Origin of the sequence: Rheinheimera sp. WS51, from assembly GCF_050936095.1 — a bacterium.
Lineage (GTDB): Bacteria > Pseudomonadota > Gammaproteobacteria > Enterobacterales > Alteromonadaceae > Alishewanella.
The window spans coordinates 1-19,302 of sequence record NZ_JBOTRC010000009.1; the positions used below are offsets into that span (position 1 = coordinate 1).

23 protein-coding genes are annotated in these 19,302 nt (G+C 41.4%); 6 read left to right on the top strand and 17 right to left on the bottom strand.

What is annotated here, in order from left to right:
- Positions 1-84: 84 nt before the first annotated feature.
- The 12 genes from ACRCA4_RS10820 to ubiT all read right to left on the bottom strand — a co-directional run bounded on the left by ACRCA4_RS10820 (position 85) and on the right by ubiT (position 7,376).
- Entirely contained in the window at positions 85-366 is a 282-nt protein-coding gene (locus tag ACRCA4_RS10820) for a hypothetical protein (RefSeq protein WP_433188159.1), read from the bottom strand.
- A 94-nt stretch (positions 367-460) separates the two neighbouring features.
- Entirely contained in the window at positions 461-925 is a 465-nt protein-coding gene (locus ACRCA4_RS10825; RefSeq protein ID WP_433188161.1) for a DUF3224 domain-containing protein, read from the bottom strand.
- A 126-nt stretch (positions 926-1,051) separates the two neighbouring features.
- Positions 1,052-1,354 carry a hypothetical protein gene (locus ACRCA4_RS10830; protein WP_433188164.1) on the bottom strand — a complete coding sequence of 101 codons (303 nt, stop codon included), beginning with the start codon at positions 1,352-1,354 and terminating at the stop codon, positions 1,052-1,054.
- Between the two features lie 55 nt (positions 1,355-1,409).
- Complete coding sequence (locus ACRCA4_RS10835; RefSeq protein WP_433188167.1) at positions 1,410-1,820, bottom strand: LIC_13387 family protein; 411 nt, start codon at positions 1,818-1,820, stop codon at positions 1,410-1,412.
- 145 nt (positions 1,821-1,965) lie between these two features.
- On the bottom strand, positions 1,966-2,604 hold the full coding sequence (locus tag ACRCA4_RS10840) for a glutathione S-transferase family protein (RefSeq protein WP_433188170.1): 639 nt from the start codon (positions 2,602-2,604) through the stop codon (positions 1,966-1,968).
- A 143-nt stretch (positions 2,605-2,747) separates the two neighbouring features.
- Positions 2,748-3,194, bottom strand: coding sequence for an energy transducer TonB (locus tag ACRCA4_RS10845; RefSeq protein ID WP_433188173.1), 447 nt, complete (start codon positions 3,192-3,194; stop codon positions 2,748-2,750).
- Between the two features lie 88 nt (positions 3,195-3,282).
- Complete coding sequence (locus ACRCA4_RS10850; RefSeq protein ID WP_433188176.1) at positions 3,283-3,582, bottom strand: DUF1330 domain-containing protein; 300 nt, start codon at positions 3,580-3,582, stop codon at positions 3,283-3,285.
- A 99-nt stretch (positions 3,583-3,681) separates the two neighbouring features.
- The gene (locus ACRCA4_RS10855; RefSeq protein ID WP_221435300.1) at positions 3,682-4,125 is read right to left on the bottom strand and encodes a hypothetical protein; all 444 of its coding nucleotides are present in this window, start codon (positions 4,123-4,125) and stop codon (positions 3,682-3,684) included.
- 119 nt (positions 4,126-4,244) lie between these two features.
- Positions 4,245-4,703: a nuclear transport factor 2 family protein gene (locus ACRCA4_RS10860; protein WP_433188179.1), complete on the bottom strand. Its 459-nt coding sequence runs from the start codon at positions 4,701-4,703 to the stop codon at positions 4,245-4,247.
- A 105-nt stretch (positions 4,704-4,808) separates the two neighbouring features.
- Positions 4,809-5,090, bottom strand: a complete 282-nt coding sequence (locus ACRCA4_RS10865; RefSeq protein ID WP_433188182.1) for a hypothetical protein — start codon at positions 5,088-5,090, stop codon at positions 4,809-4,811.
- Positions 5,091-5,441: 351 nt separating this feature from the next.
- Positions 5,442-6,794 carry an oxygen-independent coproporphyrinogen III oxidase gene (gene hemN / locus ACRCA4_RS10870; RefSeq protein WP_433188185.1) on the bottom strand — a complete coding sequence of 451 codons (1,353 nt, stop codon included), beginning with the start codon at positions 6,792-6,794 and terminating at the stop codon, positions 5,442-5,444.
- Between the two features lie 90 nt (positions 6,795-6,884).
- Positions 6,885-7,376 carry a ubiquinone anaerobic biosynthesis accessory factor UbiT gene (gene ubiT, locus ACRCA4_RS10875; protein WP_433188188.1) on the bottom strand — a complete coding sequence of 164 codons (492 nt, stop codon included), beginning with the start codon at positions 7,374-7,376 and terminating at the stop codon, positions 6,885-6,887.
- A gap of 104 nt (positions 7,377-7,480) precedes the next feature.
- Between ubiT and ubiU the strand changes: the two genes are divergently transcribed.
- From ubiU to mog, 3 genes are read left to right on the top strand one after another with little or no spacing between them, the layout of a single operon-like run.
- Positions 7,481-8,473, top strand: coding sequence for a ubiquinone anaerobic biosynthesis protein UbiU (ubiU, locus tag ACRCA4_RS10880; protein ID WP_433188191.1), 993 nt, complete (start codon positions 7,481-7,483; stop codon positions 8,471-8,473).
- A gap of 23 nt (positions 8,474-8,496) precedes the next feature.
- Positions 8,497-9,369: a U32 family peptidase gene (locus tag ACRCA4_RS10885; protein WP_433188194.1), complete on the top strand. Its 873-nt coding sequence runs from the start codon at positions 8,497-8,499 to the stop codon at positions 9,367-9,369.
- Positions 9,370-9,395: 26 nt separating this feature from the next.
- Complete coding sequence (gene mog / locus ACRCA4_RS10890) at positions 9,396-9,932, top strand: molybdopterin adenylyltransferase (RefSeq protein WP_433188196.1); 537 nt, start codon at positions 9,396-9,398, stop codon at positions 9,930-9,932.
- Here mog and ACRCA4_RS10895 read toward each other — a convergent pair.
- Both ACRCA4_RS10895 and ACRCA4_RS10900 read right to left on the bottom strand, forming a co-directional pair.
- A complete protein-coding gene (locus tag ACRCA4_RS10895; protein WP_433188199.1) occupies positions 9,929-11,674 on the bottom strand; it encodes a protein kinase domain-containing protein in 1,746 nt (581 codons plus the stop codon). The genes mog and ACRCA4_RS10895 overlap by 4 nt on opposite strands.
- Before the next feature lie 40 nt (positions 11,675-11,714).
- Positions 11,715-13,211, bottom strand: coding sequence for a NarK family nitrate/nitrite MFS transporter (locus ACRCA4_RS10900; protein ID WP_433188202.1), 1,497 nt, complete (start codon positions 13,209-13,211; stop codon positions 11,715-11,717).
- Positions 13,212-13,511: 300 nt separating this feature from the next.
- Between ACRCA4_RS10900 and ACRCA4_RS10905 the strand changes: the two genes are divergently transcribed.
- The 3 genes from ACRCA4_RS10905 to ACRCA4_RS10915 all read left to right on the top strand — a co-directional run bounded on the left by ACRCA4_RS10905 (position 13,512) and on the right by ACRCA4_RS10915 (position 16,548).
- Complete coding sequence (locus ACRCA4_RS10905; RefSeq protein WP_433188205.1) at positions 13,512-14,792, top strand: MFS transporter; 1,281 nt, start codon at positions 13,512-13,514, stop codon at positions 14,790-14,792.
- An 11-nt stretch (positions 14,793-14,803) separates the two neighbouring features.
- A complete protein-coding gene (locus ACRCA4_RS10910) occupies positions 14,804-16,006 on the top strand; it encodes an NnrS family protein (protein ID WP_433188208.1) in 1,203 nt (400 codons plus the stop codon).
- 161 nt (positions 16,007-16,167) lie between these two features.
- Positions 16,168-16,548, top strand: a complete 381-nt coding sequence (locus ACRCA4_RS10915) for a putative zinc-binding protein (protein ID WP_433188210.1) — start codon at positions 16,168-16,170, stop codon at positions 16,546-16,548.
- A 16-nt stretch (positions 16,549-16,564) separates the two neighbouring features.
- Here ACRCA4_RS10915 and moeB read toward each other — a convergent pair whose 3' ends face one another.
- The 3 genes from moeB to norR are packed head-to-tail and all read right to left on the bottom strand — an operon-like array spanning position 16,565 to position 19,261.
- The gene (moeB, locus tag ACRCA4_RS10920; RefSeq protein ID WP_433188213.1) at positions 16,565-17,344 is read right to left on the bottom strand and encodes a molybdopterin-synthase adenylyltransferase MoeB; all 780 of its coding nucleotides are present in this window, start codon (positions 17,342-17,344) and stop codon (positions 16,565-16,567) included.
- Positions 17,328-17,738 (bottom strand): YbaN family protein, encoded by a 411-nt coding sequence (locus tag ACRCA4_RS10925; protein WP_433188216.1) that lies wholly within the window; start codon positions 17,736-17,738, stop codon positions 17,328-17,330. The genes moeB and ACRCA4_RS10925 overlap by 17 nt, the downstream gene beginning before the upstream one ends.
- Positions 17,738-19,261, bottom strand: coding sequence for a nitric oxide reductase transcriptional regulator NorR (gene norR, locus ACRCA4_RS10930; RefSeq protein ID WP_433188219.1), 1,524 nt, complete (start codon positions 19,259-19,261; stop codon positions 17,738-17,740). The genes ACRCA4_RS10925 and norR overlap by 1 nt, the downstream gene beginning before the upstream one ends.
- Positions 19,262-19,302: the final 41 nt, after the last annotated feature.

Here is a 19,302-nt window from a genome sequence, read left to right on the forward strand (position 1 = left end):
TTTGCTAATTGGCTGCCGCAGCGTAGCGTAGGCAGTCCAGTGGAGGCAACGCATTTTGTGGCCGGAACGAAATTAAGCAACTTGTTATGTTGCATTTAATATGGACTCATATTTTACCAAGTGTTTGTTACCCATAAGTTTTGATGCGTTAATCAAGTGCAACCAAAACTCCTTGGATGGGCTTGGATTATCCTCGATAACCCCACCTAGTACTTCCATAGCTAAAAGCAGTTCATTAGCATTGATATAATCCAAGAAATCTTCTTGTTTATATCCGTTATCTGATTCTACTGCGTTACTCGGTAGCAACTCGAAAGCTGCCATTAATTCAGCTTCGATAAGAGTCCATCTTTCAGTTAGCTCCATGATTCACCTTGCAACATAACGCCCGCCATAAACGGCCGAGTGAAACGAGGTCCGGCGACCGCAGGGAGCGTATTTGATGGTTTGGTTATATGCTTTACAGCTCATAAGTAAGCACGTACTTATGTTTACCCTCTTCCTGGACTATTTCCAAAGATCCGGATATACTTTCTAGCTCACCTTTACCTGAGCCTTGAACGATAATGACCTCTAGCGATTGTCGCTCAGCCGACATGTACCCATTGTGAAATAGACTAAAAGACCCTGACTTTCCCTCGACCGTGCCCTCAAACTCCTCAATCGCTGAATAAACTGAAGCCCCACCTTCTGTCCTTTTACTAATCATCTGACCAATGCCACTCCCTTCAAGGTCGCCACTGTACTTTTTGCGTATAACCATCCTTCCCGCAGGAAACTCTTGATCATTTTGCGGTTCAAGATCTACCTCGAAAGTTCCTGATGCAGACATACTACGTTCCTTTTGAGTTGTATCGCTAGCTGCCGAGAGGCTGCTCGCTGTGAATATAAAAATTAAAAGTATCGTCGATAATAAATGTTTCACTTCCGGGACTCCTTGCGCATATAACGCCAATATTCAGCGGCGGCCTTTGCGTAGCGAAGCGGAGAAAAGGCCGTCCGGTGGAGGCCCGTCAGGGCCGGAACGAACTGCAATGACTTGTTAAGGATTTCAGTCGTCAGCATAGATATCGATGATGTGCTTTGGAGCAAATTTTAGCTCCAAGCCTGCCTGGATTTGATCTGTGCAGTATGGGTCATTATCCAGTATGCCGACGTAGCCCTCTGTGGTTGCCTGCTGAATAACCACCCACATTCTTTCGACGTTGACCTCACCATCCTCTTCTATACGGAACACAAGCTTTACGATGTCCCCAGAGGAAAGAGACTGTCTAGCAGGTAACGGCGGAATCCAAAAGGTATCCGGGGCTTCTGCGTGGAGTTGCTCCCCGCTCTCTAGTTCAAAGTCGACCATAGTATCCTTAACGCCTTAATAAAATGCGCCGCCAGGCGTCATTTTGATTTATTTGTTATGTGATTTTCACCGCAATTGAGCCTAGAAAGCAAGCTGTAGCGATACCAACACCTAATAAAGGAACCTTAAACCAATATCTATAAGCTAGGCTTAGATAGGCAAGGGAAATAGTTACCAGAAGTAGCGAATAGTAGAAACTATGAGATATCACATCCATGTTAAATGCAGCCAATGGAATATATACGGCAGCAATGATTATAGCCCCTAGACTATGACTAGCATTAAACCCTACCCATGCGTCCCACATAGTTGTTTCTTTCGTTAAAACTGGGCTGGTGCCTTTCATGCTTTCAGTGACATCTGGATTGAAGGCGTTAAATTTATTTGTAAAGAACGTGAATAAGAGATGAGCCAGGCCGAGAAGGCCAAATATTGATGCACCTATAATTATTAATAACTGTTCCACGTAATTACTCCTAATGATTTGCCTCACATAACGCCGTGCTCAGCCGGCTGCGTTGCAGAGTGAAGGTTTGTGGAAAAATGAGCGAAGCCATTGCCACAAACCGAAGCGGCGCAATGCAGCTCGGCTGCAGCGCCTTGTTATACGTCTAACTATACACCGCAAGGCTCGCACCTTCCGTAGCACAAACTTCTTGAAATGTCTCTGTATGGGCCAATCGTTTTAAACATCTAGCTAAGTTAGGAAATTTCATAGGCGCGAATTTAAACTCACTTCCCCAGTGACACAACATAAACAAAAAATAGTCACAAATCGATATTGAACTTCCTATCAAATAATCTCTTTCTCCTAATTGGTCATTTAGTATGCCGTACATACTGATAATTCTATTTTCTTGCGCGGTCACAATACTTTGACAAAGAGTAGCATTGGTAGTGTGTTTTTCAGGATAAAAATACACCATTAGTTCAGGCTGAAGCGTTGAAGTTAAATAAAATAGCCACTGTAAGCACGATGCTCGCTCTGTGGTGCCTAATGGTGGCAACAACTGATGCTCGGGGTGTTTTTCAGCCAAGTACAAAGCTATTGCACCGCTCTCAAAAATAGCTTGCCCATTATCTAGCAGCGTCGGAATCCGTCCGGTCGGATTTAATCGGAGGTATTCTTTGGATTTTTGAGATTGACTTTTTCGGTCAACAAATTCTAGCTTATATTCTACTCCCAAGTCCTTTAGAATCAGATGTATTGCAAAGCTAGCATTTCCTGGATAATAGAATAATTTATACAAATCAATATCCCTATTTGAAATTAAGTGCAATCTACTACAACCGTATAACGCCATTTTAAGCGGCGAGTAACAGTTTGCTAAAGTGTGAAACGAAGTGGAACCGAGCAAACTGTTACAAGTCCGACTTTAAAACCTTGTTAGAGCTAAACTTCCCGTTTTGGGCAGTTTTGTAGATATTCCGGATCACTAGGATTCCTGCTAATTGAAAAATCCATACGGATAGAAGTTAAAACAGGCGTATTATCTTTATTTTTCTCTGTAGCTTGCCACTTCCATTTAACCAAAGCTGCAGCTGCATTTTTATCGAATACGCCTTTAGGGTACGATGAACGAACCTTATACCCTTGGGCTTTTCCATTTTGATCAATACCAACGATTAGATCAACGCAACCAGATACGTTGTTTTTAGCTGCTAAAATTGGATATCTAGGTTCAATCCTTTTTGCAACAGTCCAATACTCATCAACTAATTTAATTTGATCTTTACCTGATATATCGAGGTAATTTATTTTTGGTTCTTCAACTTTAGTTGTTGTAGCACAAGAAACAACAAAAAGTGTAAGTGGTAATAATAGGTATGATTTATTCAAAGCTTTCTCCTTTTAGCTCTAACGTCCGCCACAAACGCGAGCAACTTGTTGCGAGTCGAGCCGCGAAGCGGCGTTTTGGTGGCGTTTGTTATGAAGTAGCATTCTCTACTGGCACCAATAAAAATTTACTTGCCGAGCCAGACTGGCGCGCGTGTTTAAATGGCTCATATTCCTCAGAATTGTAAAAGCCTAACGCATCCTCTTTGCTTGGAAATTGAGCAACCAAGCTAAACTGCGGCTTTTCCGCACCTTCCAGTAATTCAATCGATGAAGTTCTGGTTAAGTATTTACCACCAAATCGACTGACAAGGGGCGTAACCTTTAGAAGATATTCATTGACCCATGATGGATCAGTGATATTGGTCTCAACTATGAAAAGATAACTCAATGTTTACTCCTACTGCATAACGCCCAAATTTAGCGCGGAAAGCCGCGCAGCGGGTTGACGTCGCAGCCAGCGCTTTTTGCTGGCGATAATATTTGATTGTTATGTGCCTGATTTTAAAGCAGTACTATGCTCAATACTGCCAACAATAAAACAAACGCCAACGTACAACCAAACAGTGCTAGCAACTATTTGCCAAATATCGACACCGGTTGCTGTAGCAAATGCTGGAATACCAATTAATCCTCGCAAAGTACAAAGTAACGCGATGGTAATTAAAGCAGGTTTAACCAATGGAACCTTGCGTATTAAACCAACGGCTGAAAAAGCAAACACCGTACACGCCAGCATTAAACCTGCAACAATTATGGTACCGACAGGTGCAAGCAAAGTACCTTGTTGAGCTGAGTCTATGATTTGCTTAGGCGCTCGTGCAAAAGCAAACCAGCTTGGCCCGCCCCAAATACAAAGTAAATGCCATATAGCTGCAGCCGATGCAATAACGCCACCACTAATTAATAGTTTTGATTTAACACTAAAACTCAATACGAGCTCCATTCTGTTTTAGCACATAACGCCCAAATTCAGCGCGGAAAGCCGCGCAGCGGGTTGACGTCGCAGCCAGCGCTTTTCGCTGGCGATAATATTTGTTTGTTATGTGAATTTTACTCGTGATATTTACGAATTACTGCAACTTTGCCATTTTCAATTTCCAAAACTTCCATCATTACCTGATTATAAGCAATAGGTTGCTTACTCTCGGGGTGAATACCTTTTGCGCTATTTCTGTACCTAATAGCAATAGCTGAGTTATTAAAAGTAAATACGTCAAGAAGCTCAGCACTATATTCAGTGTGCGCACCTAAATAAAAAGTCATTCCTTTACGCATAGTTTCCTTGCCGTCGGGCAATCTAGAATCATCAGTTACCCAAGGTAAATGTGAGTGTCCGACGTCATCAGTAAGTAAGGCAAGGTAACTTTCTAGCTCATTCTTTGTTGCGCCAGGTGCTTGAGTTGCAATCATGGTATCGAAATAAGTTTGAGCAAATTTTTTAAGATCAAATTCATCAGCTGATACTTTTGCAGCAAAAAAAAACATAAAAATTAAAAGCAAATGTCTCATTAGTAACTCCAAGTTGAATGATTTACATAACGCAAAGCACACGGGCGACGAGCCGCGCAGCGGGTTGGCGTCCCAGCGGCCGCAGGCCGCGAGTGCTGCGTTTTGTTAGGGCGGTGTCGGCTCATCATCACTTGGCGGATCTCCTGATTCTTGTTTGCGTTTCACCTGCTCTTGCTTAATACGTTGTAACTTTTTTATTTCCGCTGGAGGTATAGGAAACAGCGAAATCAAAGGAAATAGCGCCAATATAACGTAACCCCCGACTGGCATTCCCTTAGCCCATCGAACAAGCTTTGCCAGCCCCCACAATAATAAAATAAAGACCGCACCAACAACAGAATAAAGTAAAAGATGCTCCCAGCCACCGAATTTACTGCCGAAGTCCATTTTCTTAACCCGTTAATTTAATGTCATAAATTAATTGGGAGCTGAACTCGTAATATCAAGTAGCCCTAACGCTTATTAGGCGGAAAAATCCGTAATTAAACACGGAATTTTCCGTCTTTGTAAATTTAATGTTGAAGACATTACAATGATTTTAGATTATATACAATAGGTTATGGGTACAGTGCTATTTTTTGGTGCGGCAAGTACGGAAAAGTCCGTCTAATAAGGCTAAAAACGTGTTTATCTGGTTATGTATGTAATCACAGTATTTTGCGTAAGAAGTAACCTATTAAATCACCAGCTTTGAAAGGTGGTGATTTAATGTTAGTAAGACTTTTAAAGTGGTTTTATTTAAACCACTTTCGAATAACGCTGTTGGCCTTTATTTAAATAGGCATCGAAACAAGCACAGATACTGCGTACCCATAAACGGCCTGTTTGGCTGACTACTAGCTTATCTTGATGTACTTCAACTAAAGCATCTTCAATAAAAGGGCTTAACTTTTGTTTAGCGTCAGCAAAGTAGTGCCAAAAATCGGTTAGTTGCCAGTTAGCGCTAAATTGCTTTATATCTAGTTCAAAATGGCAAATTAATTGGCTAATTAAGGCTGCACGGAGTTTATCGTCGGCATTTAAACTAAAACCGCGTTCTACAGGATACGTTTCTTGCTCTAGCGCTTGGTAATAATCGGTTACTACTTTACTGTTTTGCCATAGCACGCCATTAACTTGACTAATGCTAGAGACACCTAAGCCAACTAAGGCATCTTGACCGGCTGTGGTGTAACCTTGGAAGTTACGCTGCAACTTACCCGCTTGCTGGGCTTTAGCTAGGCTATCATTGGGCTTAGCAAAATGGTCCATACCAATAAACTGATAACCGGCATCGACAAAAGCACTGATCCCTAACTGCTGTAATTCAAGTTTAGTGGCTGCTGTAGGTAGGCTGTCGTTATCTAACTTGCGCTGGGCAGCAAAGCGATCAGGTAAGTGAGCATAACTAAATAAGGAAATACGATCTGGGCTTAGTTTAATAATTTCTTTCAAAGTTTGGCCAAAGCTTTCAACATGCTGAAAGGGTAAACCATAAATTAAATCTAAATTAATTGAGCTAAAACCAAGCTGCTTACTCAATGCCACTTGGCGGCGAATAAGATCAGTATCTTGCACTCTATTAATAGCTATTTGTACTTTTTCGTCTAAGTCTTGCACGCCATAACTGACTCGATTAAAACCTAGTTGGCGTAAGTGGGCTAACTTTTGGTCGCTACAACTGCGCGGATCAATTTCAATACTTATTTCAGCATCAGCTGTTAGCTTAAAATACTGCTGTACCATGGCCATCAACCTACTTAATTGCACTTCGGTTAAAAAAGTAGGTGTGCCACCGCCCAAGTGCAGCTGATTAATTAACTTTTTCTCTAGTAACGGGCCGTACATAGCCATTTCTATGGCTAAGTTATCAAGGTAAATATCCGCTTTATGTTGATGCTTGGTAATAACTTTATTACAACCACAATAAAAGCAGAGTTTTTGACAAAAAGGAATATGAATATACAGGCTTAATTCAGCGCCGCTTTGCTCAATAGCTTTAGCAATATTAGCTAGATTAAAATCTGGATTTAACGCTAATGCGGTTGGGTAAGAGGTATAACGTGGCCCATTAATATTATATTTTTCAATTAATTTATTATCCCATCGCATTATACGGCTCTCACTTAATGTTGCTGCTAAAGGCTAATATAGCGCGCATAGCAGTTTGGTTATTGATCTAGCTCAGTTTTCTCTGCGTTATCAAAGCTGTTCAGCTACTTGATGAGCAGTTAACCAGTGTAAGCCTTCAATAATTGGTTTGGGCAAGCGCTCTAAGCCAATACTATCTAACAGGTTTTTACACTCTAGCCCTAGCTCTGTATCACCTAATATGACTAATTTTCGACGAAAGAATAAGGTATCTGGGTCAACTTGATTTGTGATCATTTGTAAAAAATCCACTGAACTTGCTTTAATAAGGCTATCTTGCTTTTGTGCTGGCAAGCTAACCTGTAATCGCTTATCTACTAAGCTAATACCAAAAGCTAACTGATAGTCAGTCACTTCAATAACCACGCTTTTGTTCAGTAAAAAGTCGAGTTCGCCACTACGGCATTCTTGTTGAAAAAACTGATTTAAAGCTAAGCTTAACACCCTTACTTGTACTGCTTTTGGCGCATAATGATTAACCCGCCGCATTATTAAGGGTATTGCCGATACCACCTTTTGGTTAGCTCTTTTAATATCAAACATAGTGCACCTTTTTTTGGTTATATAGCTCTATAATCAAACCATAATTAACTCGCGGTGCCCATATCCTTTCAGGGGTAGGACAGTGATTTAACCTAGGTGCCATTATGGAATTATTATGTCCAGCAGGTAGCATGCCTGCATTGCAAGCCGCCATAGATAACGGTGCTGACGCCGTTTATATTGGCTTAAAAAATGATACTAATGCCCGGCATTTTGCTGGCTTAAACTTTGATTTAACTAAGCTTGAACAAGCGGCACGCTATGTACACCAGCATGGCAAAAAACTGCATATTGCGATTAATACTTTCGCTCATCCCGATAACTGGCAACGATGGCAGCAAACCGTGGATATGGCTGTTGCTGCGGGTGCAGATGTATTAATTATTGCTGACTTAGCAGTGTTAGCATATGCCGCTGAACGTTACCCTTTTGTAGAGCGGCATTTATCTGTGCAAGCTTCAGCCACTAATGCCGCCGCCATTGAGTTTTATCGTCAATTTGGTGTTAGTCGAGTGGTATTGCCACGCGTATTGTCTATCCAGCAAGTACGTGCCTTAGCCCATAGCTGCGATATTGATTTAGAAGTTTTTGCTTTTGGCAGCTTATGTATTATGGCTGAAGGCCGCTGCTACTTAAGCTCGTATATGACAGGCCAATCCCCTAATACAGCGGGAGCTTGCTCACCTGCCGCCTTTGTTCGTTGGGATGAAAATGACGGTTACTTAGAGTCGCGTTTAAACGGCATATTAATTGATCGTTTTGCGCCTAATGAAACAGCTGGCTACCCCACTTTATGCAAGGGTAGATTCAGTGTAGATAATGACACCTATCACGCTTTAGAAGAGCCCACTAGCTTAAATACTTTAGATCTGTTGCCAGAGTTACATAAGTTAGGTATTGCCTCATTAAAAATAGAGGGGCGACAACGTAGCCCTGCTTATGTAGCACAAATAACTCAAGTGTGGCGCGCTGCTATTGATCATGTTCTACGTGATCCAGAGCAGTTTTCAGTACAACAAAACTGGCAGCAGGTGTTAGCAAACTTATCTGAGGGCAGCCAAACCACTTTAGGTGCTTATCATCGCAGTTGGAAATAATTGTAAACATTGGAATAAATGCAATGAAATTTTCTCTAGGCCCAGTGCAATACTTTTGGCCAAAATTACAAATGCAGCAGTTTTATCAGCAGGCTGCCGACTCTAGCATCGATATTGTTTATCTTGGTGAGACCGTCTGTAGCAAAAGGCGTGAGCTGAAACTGCCAGATTACTTAGAGCTAGCCCATATGTTACGTGAGGCTGGTAAACAAGTTTGTTTATCCACTATGACATTATTAGAAGCGCCAAGCGAACTTAGAGAATTACGTAAGTACATTGAAAACGGTGAATTTTTAATTGAAGTTAATGATGTTGGGGCTATTTCGTTACTGCAAGAACAAAGTTTACCTTTTGTTGCTGGTGCGGCTATTAACTGCTACAACCAACACACTTTGCGCCGCTTAGTGGGTATGGGTATGAACCGCTGGGTTATGCCTGTTGAGTTATCACAGCAATGGTTAAGCAGCATTTTGCAACAAAGTGTTATTACAGATATTCGTGATTGTTTTACTACCGAAGTATTTGCTTTTGGCCACCTTCCTTTAGCTTGGAGTGGTCGCTGTTTTACTGCGCGCTCAGAAAATCGCAGTAAAGATCAATGTGAACTATGCTGCATTAAATACCCACAAGGCCGTAAAGTTAATAGCCAAGATGGCAGCCAAGTATTTATTCTTAACGGCATTCAAACTCAGTCTGGCTATCGTTATAACTTAGTTAATCAGCTACCAACTATGCAAGGGTTAGTGGATATAGTACGCTTAAGTCCTGAAGTAGAAGGCACTTTTAGCTGGCTAGACAAATTTAAAGCCAATATTAACGGCCAAGCACCGCAAGCTTTAGCCGCTACCGACAGCAATGGTTATTGGTTGCAATTAGCCGGTATGGCAAGTCAGTAATTATATAAGTAATAACAGGAACAAACATGGATAATAAGATGGCTAAAATTGGTATTGTCACCGTGAGTGATCGCGCTAGCGCCGGTGAATATGAAGATATTTCTGGTCAGGCGATTATTGATACTTTAAATGATTATTTAACTAGCGAGTGGCAGCCAGTATATCGGTTAATTCCTGATGAAAAAAACTTAATAGAGTTAACCTTAACCGAACTTGCTGATGATGAAAACTGTAGTTTAATTGTCACTACCGGCGGTACTGGGCCAGCAAAGCGAGATCTAACCCCTGAAGCAACAGAAGCAGTGTGCGATAGAATGATGCCTGGTTTTGGTGAGCTTATGCGCGCTGAGTCATTAAAATATGTTGCTACGGCTATATTGTCTAGGCAAACAGCTGGGTTACGCGGCGATAGCTTAATCATTAACTTACCAGGTAAGCCTAAAGCTATTCGCCAGTGTTTAGATGCGGTGTTCCCTGCTGTGCCTTATTGCATTGATTTAATGGAAGGGCCTTACTTAGTGTGCAATGAAGCGGTAATTAAACCCTTTCGACCTAAAAGCTAACGTCGTAATATAAACAGCCAAATAACCAACAACAACGTAATAAACCAAAACCCCGACAACAATTGCCAAAAAAGTAAGGGGTTGGTTTTATGCTCTTGTTTTACTTCTTGGTGCAAAAACTCTGGGTTTGGCTGCTGTAGGTCGGTTAGCAATTGATTTAGGGTTTGATAACGCTGGTTTAGCGATAAACTTACCCCTTTTTCTAAAGCACGATCAAACCAAGTTGGGATAACAGCATTAAACTGACTGGCAGAACGATAGCGTAACTTGTCATAATCAGCGGCTGTTCTGCACTCCTCTACCGCATCGCCGTAAGGTAATTGTCCGCCTGTAAACAGCTCATAGCTAATAGTGGCTAAGGCATAAATATCACCTTGAATACCCGAGTTGTGGCCAAGTAAATATTGCGGATCAGAATAACTGGCCGTACCTAAAGCAATATCCTGCTGCATGGGGCTATAAATTTCAGCTAAGCTGGCTACATAAACCGAACCAAAGTCGACCACCTTAAGTTTTCCATCTGGCAAACGTAAAACATTGCCAGGCTTTAAGTCTTGATGAATAGCCCCTACTTGATGAAAAGCCTGTAAACCTTGAGCTATCTGTTTTACTAATGAAATAGCCAGCGACGGTTTTAACGGTTGCGGCTGCTCGGCAAACCATTTATCTAAGCTTTGGCCGGGTAAATATTCCATTAAATAATATAAAAACGTGCGTGGCCTATCTTGGCGAATCACTTTTACTACATGCTCACTTTGGATCCGCAAGCCAATCCATTCTTCGCGTATAAAACGGTCAATATAAAAGTGATCATCGTCAAAGTTGATTGATGGGCATTTAAGCACTAATTCAGTTGCAGTGGACTCATCTTTAACTAAATATAAATGACTACGACTGCTGGCAAATAACTCTTTTAGTACCAAATAACCATCTATTTTCATGCCAGGCTCTAGCGCAGGTGGAAAAGGTAAACGGGTTAATTGTTGGTTTAAATCATCTAAGCTTTGCTCTGGAATACTTGTTACTTCAACCAAAATAGCACTTAAATTATCATCAGACCGCTTGGCCATTGCAGTGTTATACATAGCTTGCACTGCAGCATTAACATCAGTTAGCTGCATAAGTTTGGTAAGCTCTGAGGTTGTAATAAAATCATGGATACCATCACTAGTGAGTAAAAAGCGATCTCCCGCTTCAATAGCAATGCTGTTATGATCAGCCGACACTTTTGCATCCATACCTAGAGCACGACCTAAAAACTGCCTCTTATCTGATAAAACTGTGGTGTGATCTTGGGTTAATTGTTGCAAAACACCATCACGTAAATGATATAAACGGCTATCACCAACATGAAAAAAGTGCGCGGTTTGTGATTTTAAAACTAAAGCCGTAAAAGTAGTTAAATAGCCTTTTTGCTCATGATTACTAGAGTGATTAAAAACATGACTTAATTGATACAGTTTATCGTTAATTGTTTTTAATAATTGTTCGGTACTATAAGCTACTGACCAGCTATCTGGCGTTTGTGGATACTCTTTACTGAATCGCTGCACAGCTAAGGTACTGGCTTGCTGTCCTGCTTCGGCGGTACTTACGCCATCGGCTAAAGCAAAACAGGCTCCTTTGTATGTCATAAGGTGAGCATCAACAGGGATATAGCTAGCAACAGCATCTTCATTAACCGATTTAATGCCGGCTTCACTGAGCTGACTAAATACAAGCTGTAGCTGTTGTTCGCTCACCTTAAAACTAACTCCTAACTTCTGTGTTTAGGCCAGTGCCTTATCCAACACTAATATGATGCACAGTACCATCTTCACCCACTTCAGTAATATGACCTTTAGGGTTGTCTAAAAACATTACACTAAATAATCCTACTAAAGCTGAAGCGGCGATTACAAAAAAGAAGGTACTGTAATCAACATAGCTTAATACAGTTAAATATACGACAGCGCCTACGTTACCATAAGCACCAGCCATACCCGCTATTTGGCCTGTCATACTGCGTTTAATTAGTGGCACTATAGCAAAAACAGCACCTTCACCGGCTTGAACAAAGAAGCTACATAACATAGTGGCTATAACCGCGAATGGGATCCACCAATGACTATCCATTAAGCCCATTAAAAAGTAACCTGCAGCTAGGCCACCTATAAGAATAAGCATACTTTTGCGACGGCCAAATTTATCTGAAATCCAACCGCCCATAGGCCGAGATACCAAATTCATAAAGGCAAAGCCTGAGGCTAACAAGCCTGCTTTAACAGCAGACAAACCTTCAAATGTTTCTATAAAATATAAAGGTAACATAGATACTACGGCGAGCTCAGAGCCAAAGGTAGTAAAGTAAGCCACATTTAAAATACCGACTTGTTTAAAGCTATATTTATCCGTTTCAGCTACACCAGCACGTAAATGCTCTACGTTAACACTCCAAATTTGTTGTGTTTGGCCAATAAACAGTACCACCAACACCCCCCAAAATCCGTACATAATATTCGTAGAGAATAACTCTACTCCGGCTGGGGATAAACGCCATGCCAACATACCTAGGGCTAAATACATTGGTATATTCATGATAATTAGCAAGTACAGATCGCGCCAGCTTGAAACCATCATGCCACCGGTTTTTTTCGGTTTAAAATAAACCGAACCTTTAGGGGTATTACGTACTAATTTATAAAATATTAAGGCATACACTGCACTTATAACACCAACCGCAGCAATAGCGTAGCGCCAGCCGTTTTCACCACCAAACATTAACGCTAATGCTGGTAAAGTCATAGCAGCTGCCGCTGAACCAAAGTTACCCCAGCCACCATAAATGCCTTCTGCTGTGCCAACCTGATTATGCGGAAACCACTCACCTACCATACGAATACCAATAACGAAACCGGCGCCGACAAAACCTAATAAAAATCGCATTATGGCCAGCATGTTATAGGTTTGAGCAAAAGCAAAACCAATACACAGCATGGCAGATATAAATAACACTAATGAATAAACAATACGCGGTCCATAGCGGTCTACCATCATGCCGACAACAATTCGTGCAGGAATGGTAATAGCGACGTTTAAAATAAGTAAGGCTTTTACTTGGGCATCACTTAACGCTAACGCTTCTTTGATATGAATAAGCAAAGGAGCATGAGCAAACCACATAACAAAAGTTAGAAAGAATGCAAACCACGCTAAGTGCAGCATTTTTATTTTTTGATCAGCAAAATTAAGGATCCTTAATTTGCTACTGTTTTGTGCTGAATATGACGGCTCTGACATATTACCCCTCCAAGGGATTTACTAATTAACCCTACTCATTGTAAGGATCAAACCCGACAAAATCTTTGATATAAAACAAACTAAAAAAAAGCCAAGTGGTTGTTAAATAAATATTATAACCTATTGTAAGTAGTGCACTTAAAGCCGTAACTGGCATTCTGACAATAGCAGCTACCCCTTAAGTGGTAAGCGGTAAAATAAAAAAGTATAAATAAACGCATCAGAGGTACACCCTAGAATTCACTGCAAAATTAATTGCACTGAGTAAACTAAAGCTATGGCTTACTAACGGGTAATAACATGCAAGTAAAACGGGTTAATGCAAATAAAGCTTTAATTATTGCCACGCTAGCCTTTGCTGGTTGTTTTTCAATTTGGACCCTTTATGCCGTTATGGGCTTAAACCTGCAGCAACAGCTAAAATTAACAGCAACGCAGTACGGGGTTTTATTAGCTGCGCCAATATTATCTGGCGCCTTATTGCGTATCCCTGTAGGTTTACTGGCTGATCGCTATAACAGCCGAAAGCTGTGGATAGCGCTCATGTTATTGGTATTACCCCCATTACTACTTTTGCCTTATATTAATAACTTTCAAGGTTATTTGTGGCTAGGGCTTTGGTTTGGTGTTAGTGGTGCATCATTTAGCATTGGCACTCGTTATGTATCTGATTGGTTTAGCACAGCGCAACAAGGCCGAGCTTTAGGTATTTTTGGCGTTGGTAATGTAGGCGTAGCAATCAATTTTATTTTAATACCGCTTATATTACATTTTCTAGATTGGCGCTGGATTGGTCCTATTTATGCTCTAGGGCTTGTGTTATTAATCTTATTGTTTGCACTGTTAGCGCCTAATGTAGCGCCGCCAAAAATAAACAGTACGGTTAAAACCAGTTCATTACGCGAGCTTAGTGCTCAGTCCAGAGTTTGGCGTTTTTCACTGTATTATTACTTTGTTTTCGGCAGCTTCTTAGCTTTACTGCTTTGGCTACCACAATACTATATGCAAGCCTATGAATTAACGGCGCAACAAGCCATGGCATTTACTTTATTTTTTGTTGCTAGCTCATCAATGATGCGAGCCTTAGGCGGTTGGTTTGCTGATAGATATGGTGGGAGAGCAGTAAACTGGACTGTATTTTGGGTCTGTATTGTTTGCTTATTCTTTTTAAGCTACCCACCTACTACCATGCTTATTCATGGCATTGAAAAAGATGTCACTATTTCTATCTCTGTCAATGTGTGGTGGTTTACTGCGCTTATTTTTATTATTGGTGTTGCCCAAGGTTTTGGCCGAGCTAGTGTTTATAAAGTGCTTTACGATTATTACCCAACCCAAATGGGCGCAGCGGGGGGCTTTGTTGCCGCTATTGGTGCATTAGGCGGTTGTACCTTGCCAATTTTATTTGGTGTAGCACAAGATATACTCGGCATTGTTACAGGCTGCTTTATGATTTTATATGGTGTGCTTGCACTGTGTATGGTGACAATGTTTTTTGCAAACCAAGCAGCACAATTTCAACAGCGACTTAAATTAGCACGTGAAAATAACTTCTTACAGGAAAATGATGACTTTTTATAGGATAAATAAACATGCAAATTAGTGATCTTGCTACAGAGCAAAAACTGATGCCATTACTGCGACAAGCATTTAGACCCATGTTTTTATTAGGTGGGGCTTTTAGCGCTATTGCTATGTTGCTTTGGGGGCTTGTCTTAGCCGGGCATATACAACTAACGCCCTTTGCCAATGTATTGTTTTGGCATAGCCATGAAATGATATTTGGCTTTGTTGTTGCTATTGTTATCGGTTTTTTATTAACCGCAGTGCAAAACTGGACTGGCCTGCGCGCGCCTCATGGCAAAACTTTATTGTTTATTACCTTATTATGGTTAGCCGGTCGCTTAGTCTTATTATTTGGCCAATCTTTACCCTTAGTATTGGTTGCTGCTATTGATCTTAGTTTTTTACCTGTTTGTGCTTTTTTATTAGCCAAACCCCTTATTCAAACCGGCCAACAGCGCAATTTGTTTTTTATTCCTGTGTTGGCGCTACTGACTATATGTAACTTATTAATGTACATAGGTGTTGCTTATCACCGCTATGATTTACAGCAGCTGGGCAGCCAAAATGCGGTTTGGTTAGTCACCTTATTAATGACCATCGTCGGTGGCAGGGTATTGCCTATGTTTACCGCGAACGGCACTCAAACTAAAAAAGCCGAGCCTATAGTCTGGTTAGATCGTATTGCTTTAGGTTCGCTTTGGTTAATTTTCATTCTGCACTTTTTAACCTTAACTCAGTACATTCATGCTTATGCTATTAGTGTTTTATTTGCCATTAGCGCTATAGCCATTGCTATTCGCTGCGCTCGCTGGAAAATATGGATCACCGCTAAAGTGCCTTTATTATGGTCATTGCATATTGCTTATTGGTTTATCCCAATTGGCTTAGCGCTTTATAGCGCCCGTTATGCCGGTTTACCAATAAGCAATAGTGTTGCCTTACATGCGTTAACTGCTGGGGCTATGGGCTCGATGATCTTAAGTATGATGGCACGCGTTTCTTTAGGTCATAGTGGCCGAGTATTAAAACCCAAAGCCATAATGTCTGTTGCCTTTATTTTAGTTATTGCTGCGGCAGTAAGTAGAACACTGTTAATCTCAATTTGGCCGCTTGAAACAACACATTGGTTAATGTTGGGCGTGGCTGCTTGGTGTGTCGCTTATTTGCTCTATGTTATCGTATATTTTCCGGTATTAACTACCCCGCGTCCTGATGGCCGGCCTGGCTAATAAGACACTTCGTTTCAATAATGCTCTAAGCCGGTTTATTATTTGTCAGTAAATCGGCGCTAGCCTAGCTTTAGTTTGATATATATCAAGTCAACATTTTAATTGCGCTCTAGACTTAAGGTTACAACTTACTTTGTTGTAACCTTATAGGAGCCAAGTTAATGACCATAAATTATAAAGATAAGCCTTTAGTTTACGCCTGCTCAGGTTGTTCAAATGTTGCACAACTAGCTAATGACTTGGCTGTAGTTTTAGACAGAGAAGGTTCGGCTCAAATGTCTTGTATTGCTGGTGTTGGCGGTAAAGTGAAGCAGTTGGTTAAAGTGGCTAAATCTGGCCGGCCCATTTTAGCTGTAGATGGTTGTGCGCTTAATTGTGTAAAGCAAACCTTAGCCACTGTTGATGTAGTACCCACTTGGCATTTAGAGTTAACGTCACTTGGCTATATAAAACGTGAACATGAAAGTTGTAACCTAAACGATGCTTATAAATTAATGCAGCTGGTTCGTACCAAACACTTAGGCCTAGCGACAAGCGATTAGCACTCCATGATCAGCTTTAAAGCAAAGAGCAGACTGAACAATGCGGATCTTTAGTTAAAGTAAACTGCTGCCATTGGCTATACATAGCATCAAATAACTGCAGTTTACCAAATAAAGGCTGGCCCACTTTGGCTAAAATTTTCACCGCTTCAAGTGCTTGCATAGTGCCGACAATGCCAACTACAGGCGATAAAATGCCGGCTTCCATGCAACTTAATTGCTGCTCGCCAAATAGCTGACTTAAACAATGGTAACAGGCTTGATCGCCCTGCATGCTAAAGCTGGCCACTTGGCCTTCAAAGCGAATAGCCGCACCAGATACTAAGGGCACCTTAGCCTTAACGCAGCCAGCATTGATGGCGTTACGAGTACTTAAATTATCGGTGCAATCTAAGACTAATGAATACTGCGGGATCAGTTGGGCTAAGTCTTCTGCCGTTAAACGCTGCGTCAGAGTATCAATTTGTATTTCACTATTTAACTGTCGCAGCTGGGTTGCCGCTTGCTGTACTTTAGCTAAACCAATATCCGTTTCACGATACAAAATTTGTCGCTGTAAATTGCTGCTATCAATACTGTCATCATCTACCAAAGTAATAGCACCAACGCCGCTAGCAACCAAATAAGGAGCCGCCGCACAGCCTAAACCGCCCATGCCGATAACCAGTACTTTGCTGGCTAATAAAGCTTCTTGACCGCGAAAGTCCATGGCCGGCAGCATAAGATGACGACTATAACGCATAGCTTGTTCAGGGGTTATTTGTTTTAGTTGTTTTTTGTTAAGAGACGTTGTCATTGTTATTCTCTGCCAATTGCTCAGGGATCTGCTCTGGTCGCAGCCAGATCCAAATAGCAACGGTTAACATAATTAAAGGTACAGCTATTTTCACCCAGAAAATAGCTGCTGAAAACTGTAATACAATGCCACTTATAGACATCATACCTATAGATAAGTATTTAGCTTTTCTGGGCACTATACCGTATTGGCGCCACTTTAAAATGGCAGGCCCAAGGTGAGGCTGAGCTAATAACCAGCGCTCTAATGCCGGCCAGCCTTTACCGCCCGCCCAAGCACTGACTAATATAAATGGCACTGTTGGCATCACCGGCAATACCATACCTATTAGGCCTAATAATAAGCTGATAATGGCCAAAAAACGCCAAAACAGCACTCCCATAAAGCGCAACATTATTTCATTCCTAAACGCTGGGCTAATTTATGCAGGTTACTGGCATCTATTTCTAGCTGCCGTGCTGCCTGTGACCAACTACCTGCAGAGTTAACTAAGGCTTGCTCTATCATCTGGCGTTGTAATTGATTAACTGCTTGCTTTAATGACACACCTGCCACGACTTGTTTATGAATTAACTCATGTTCACCCATTAACGCTGAGCTGGCTTCTATATCTAATAACTCAGAAGCAATAGTTACAATATCATTGCGTGAAGCACCATGACTTAGCGCTTTAATTGCAGCGCGGCTAATAACATGCTCTAACTCGCGCACATTACCCGGCCAGTTATAACTTAATAATGCTAGCTCAGCTTGTGGTTCAAGGCGCAAAGCTCGTAAACCTAAACGGCGACTATTTAGCTCTAAAAAATGCCCGGCTAATAATGGAATATCATCTCTGCGTTCTCTTAATGGTGGTATAGGTAACGGATAAACCGACAATCTATGATATAAATCAGCTCTAAATTCACCACTTTTCACTTGCTGCTTTAAATCTCGATTGGTTGCAGCAACTAAGCGTACATTGACGGTTCTTGATTCATCTGAGCCTAAACGTTGAATTTCACCGTTTTGTAATACTCGTAATAATTTAGCTTGCACCGCTAAGGGCAATTCCCCTACTTCATCTAAAAATAAAGTGCCGCCATCGGCAGCTTCAAAGCGACCAGCACGTTCGCTATTAGCACCTGAAAAAGCCCCTTTAGTGTGGCCAAATAACTCGCTTTCTGCCAAGCTTTCCGGTAAAGCCGCACAATTTAAATAAATTAACGGCTTTTTCGCTCGGTTAGAGCTACGATGTAACTGCCTTGCAAATAGCTCTTTACCTACCCCAGTTTCACCTAATAATAAAACCGGTAAGTCTGAATTTGCGACTATTGCTAACTCTTGCAGTACTTGCTGTAGCGGCTTACTTTGGCCAATAAGTTCATATTGCTGATCATTGGCTGTAAATACTGGCTCATTTGCCTGATGGGTTGTTCGCAGCGCTCTATTGGCTTGCTCTAACTCAGTTAACCTAACCGCTGCCTCAACATATAAGCTGTAACGCTGTAACTCTATAACCGTCTCCTGATTAAAGCTATTGCCGTCTAGCGCATCTAGGGTTAATACTCCCCAGCAGCGGCCTTCAATAAATAAAGAGGTGCCCATACAATCATGTACTGGTAACGCTTTACCGGGTTGATCGGCTAATAAGCCATCATAAGGATCGGGTAGCTCTGAACTGGGATCAAACCTCACTGGATTACGGCTAGCTAAAATAGCGGCTAATCGCGGGTGCTTACCCACTAAAAATCGCCGACCATGGGCTTCGCGCACTAACCCATGCAAGGCCACAGGTTTTAAAATTTCATGCTCTAACTTTAATAGACCCACAGCACCACAATTAAAATGACTACGTAAAGTACTCACTAAACGTTGCAAACGAACCGCAGCCGGTAAGTCTGTGACTAAATCAGCAATAAGGCTTTGCTCTAGCATGGTAGCTTTCACCCTTTCATGGTTATTTAAACCTAGCTTAA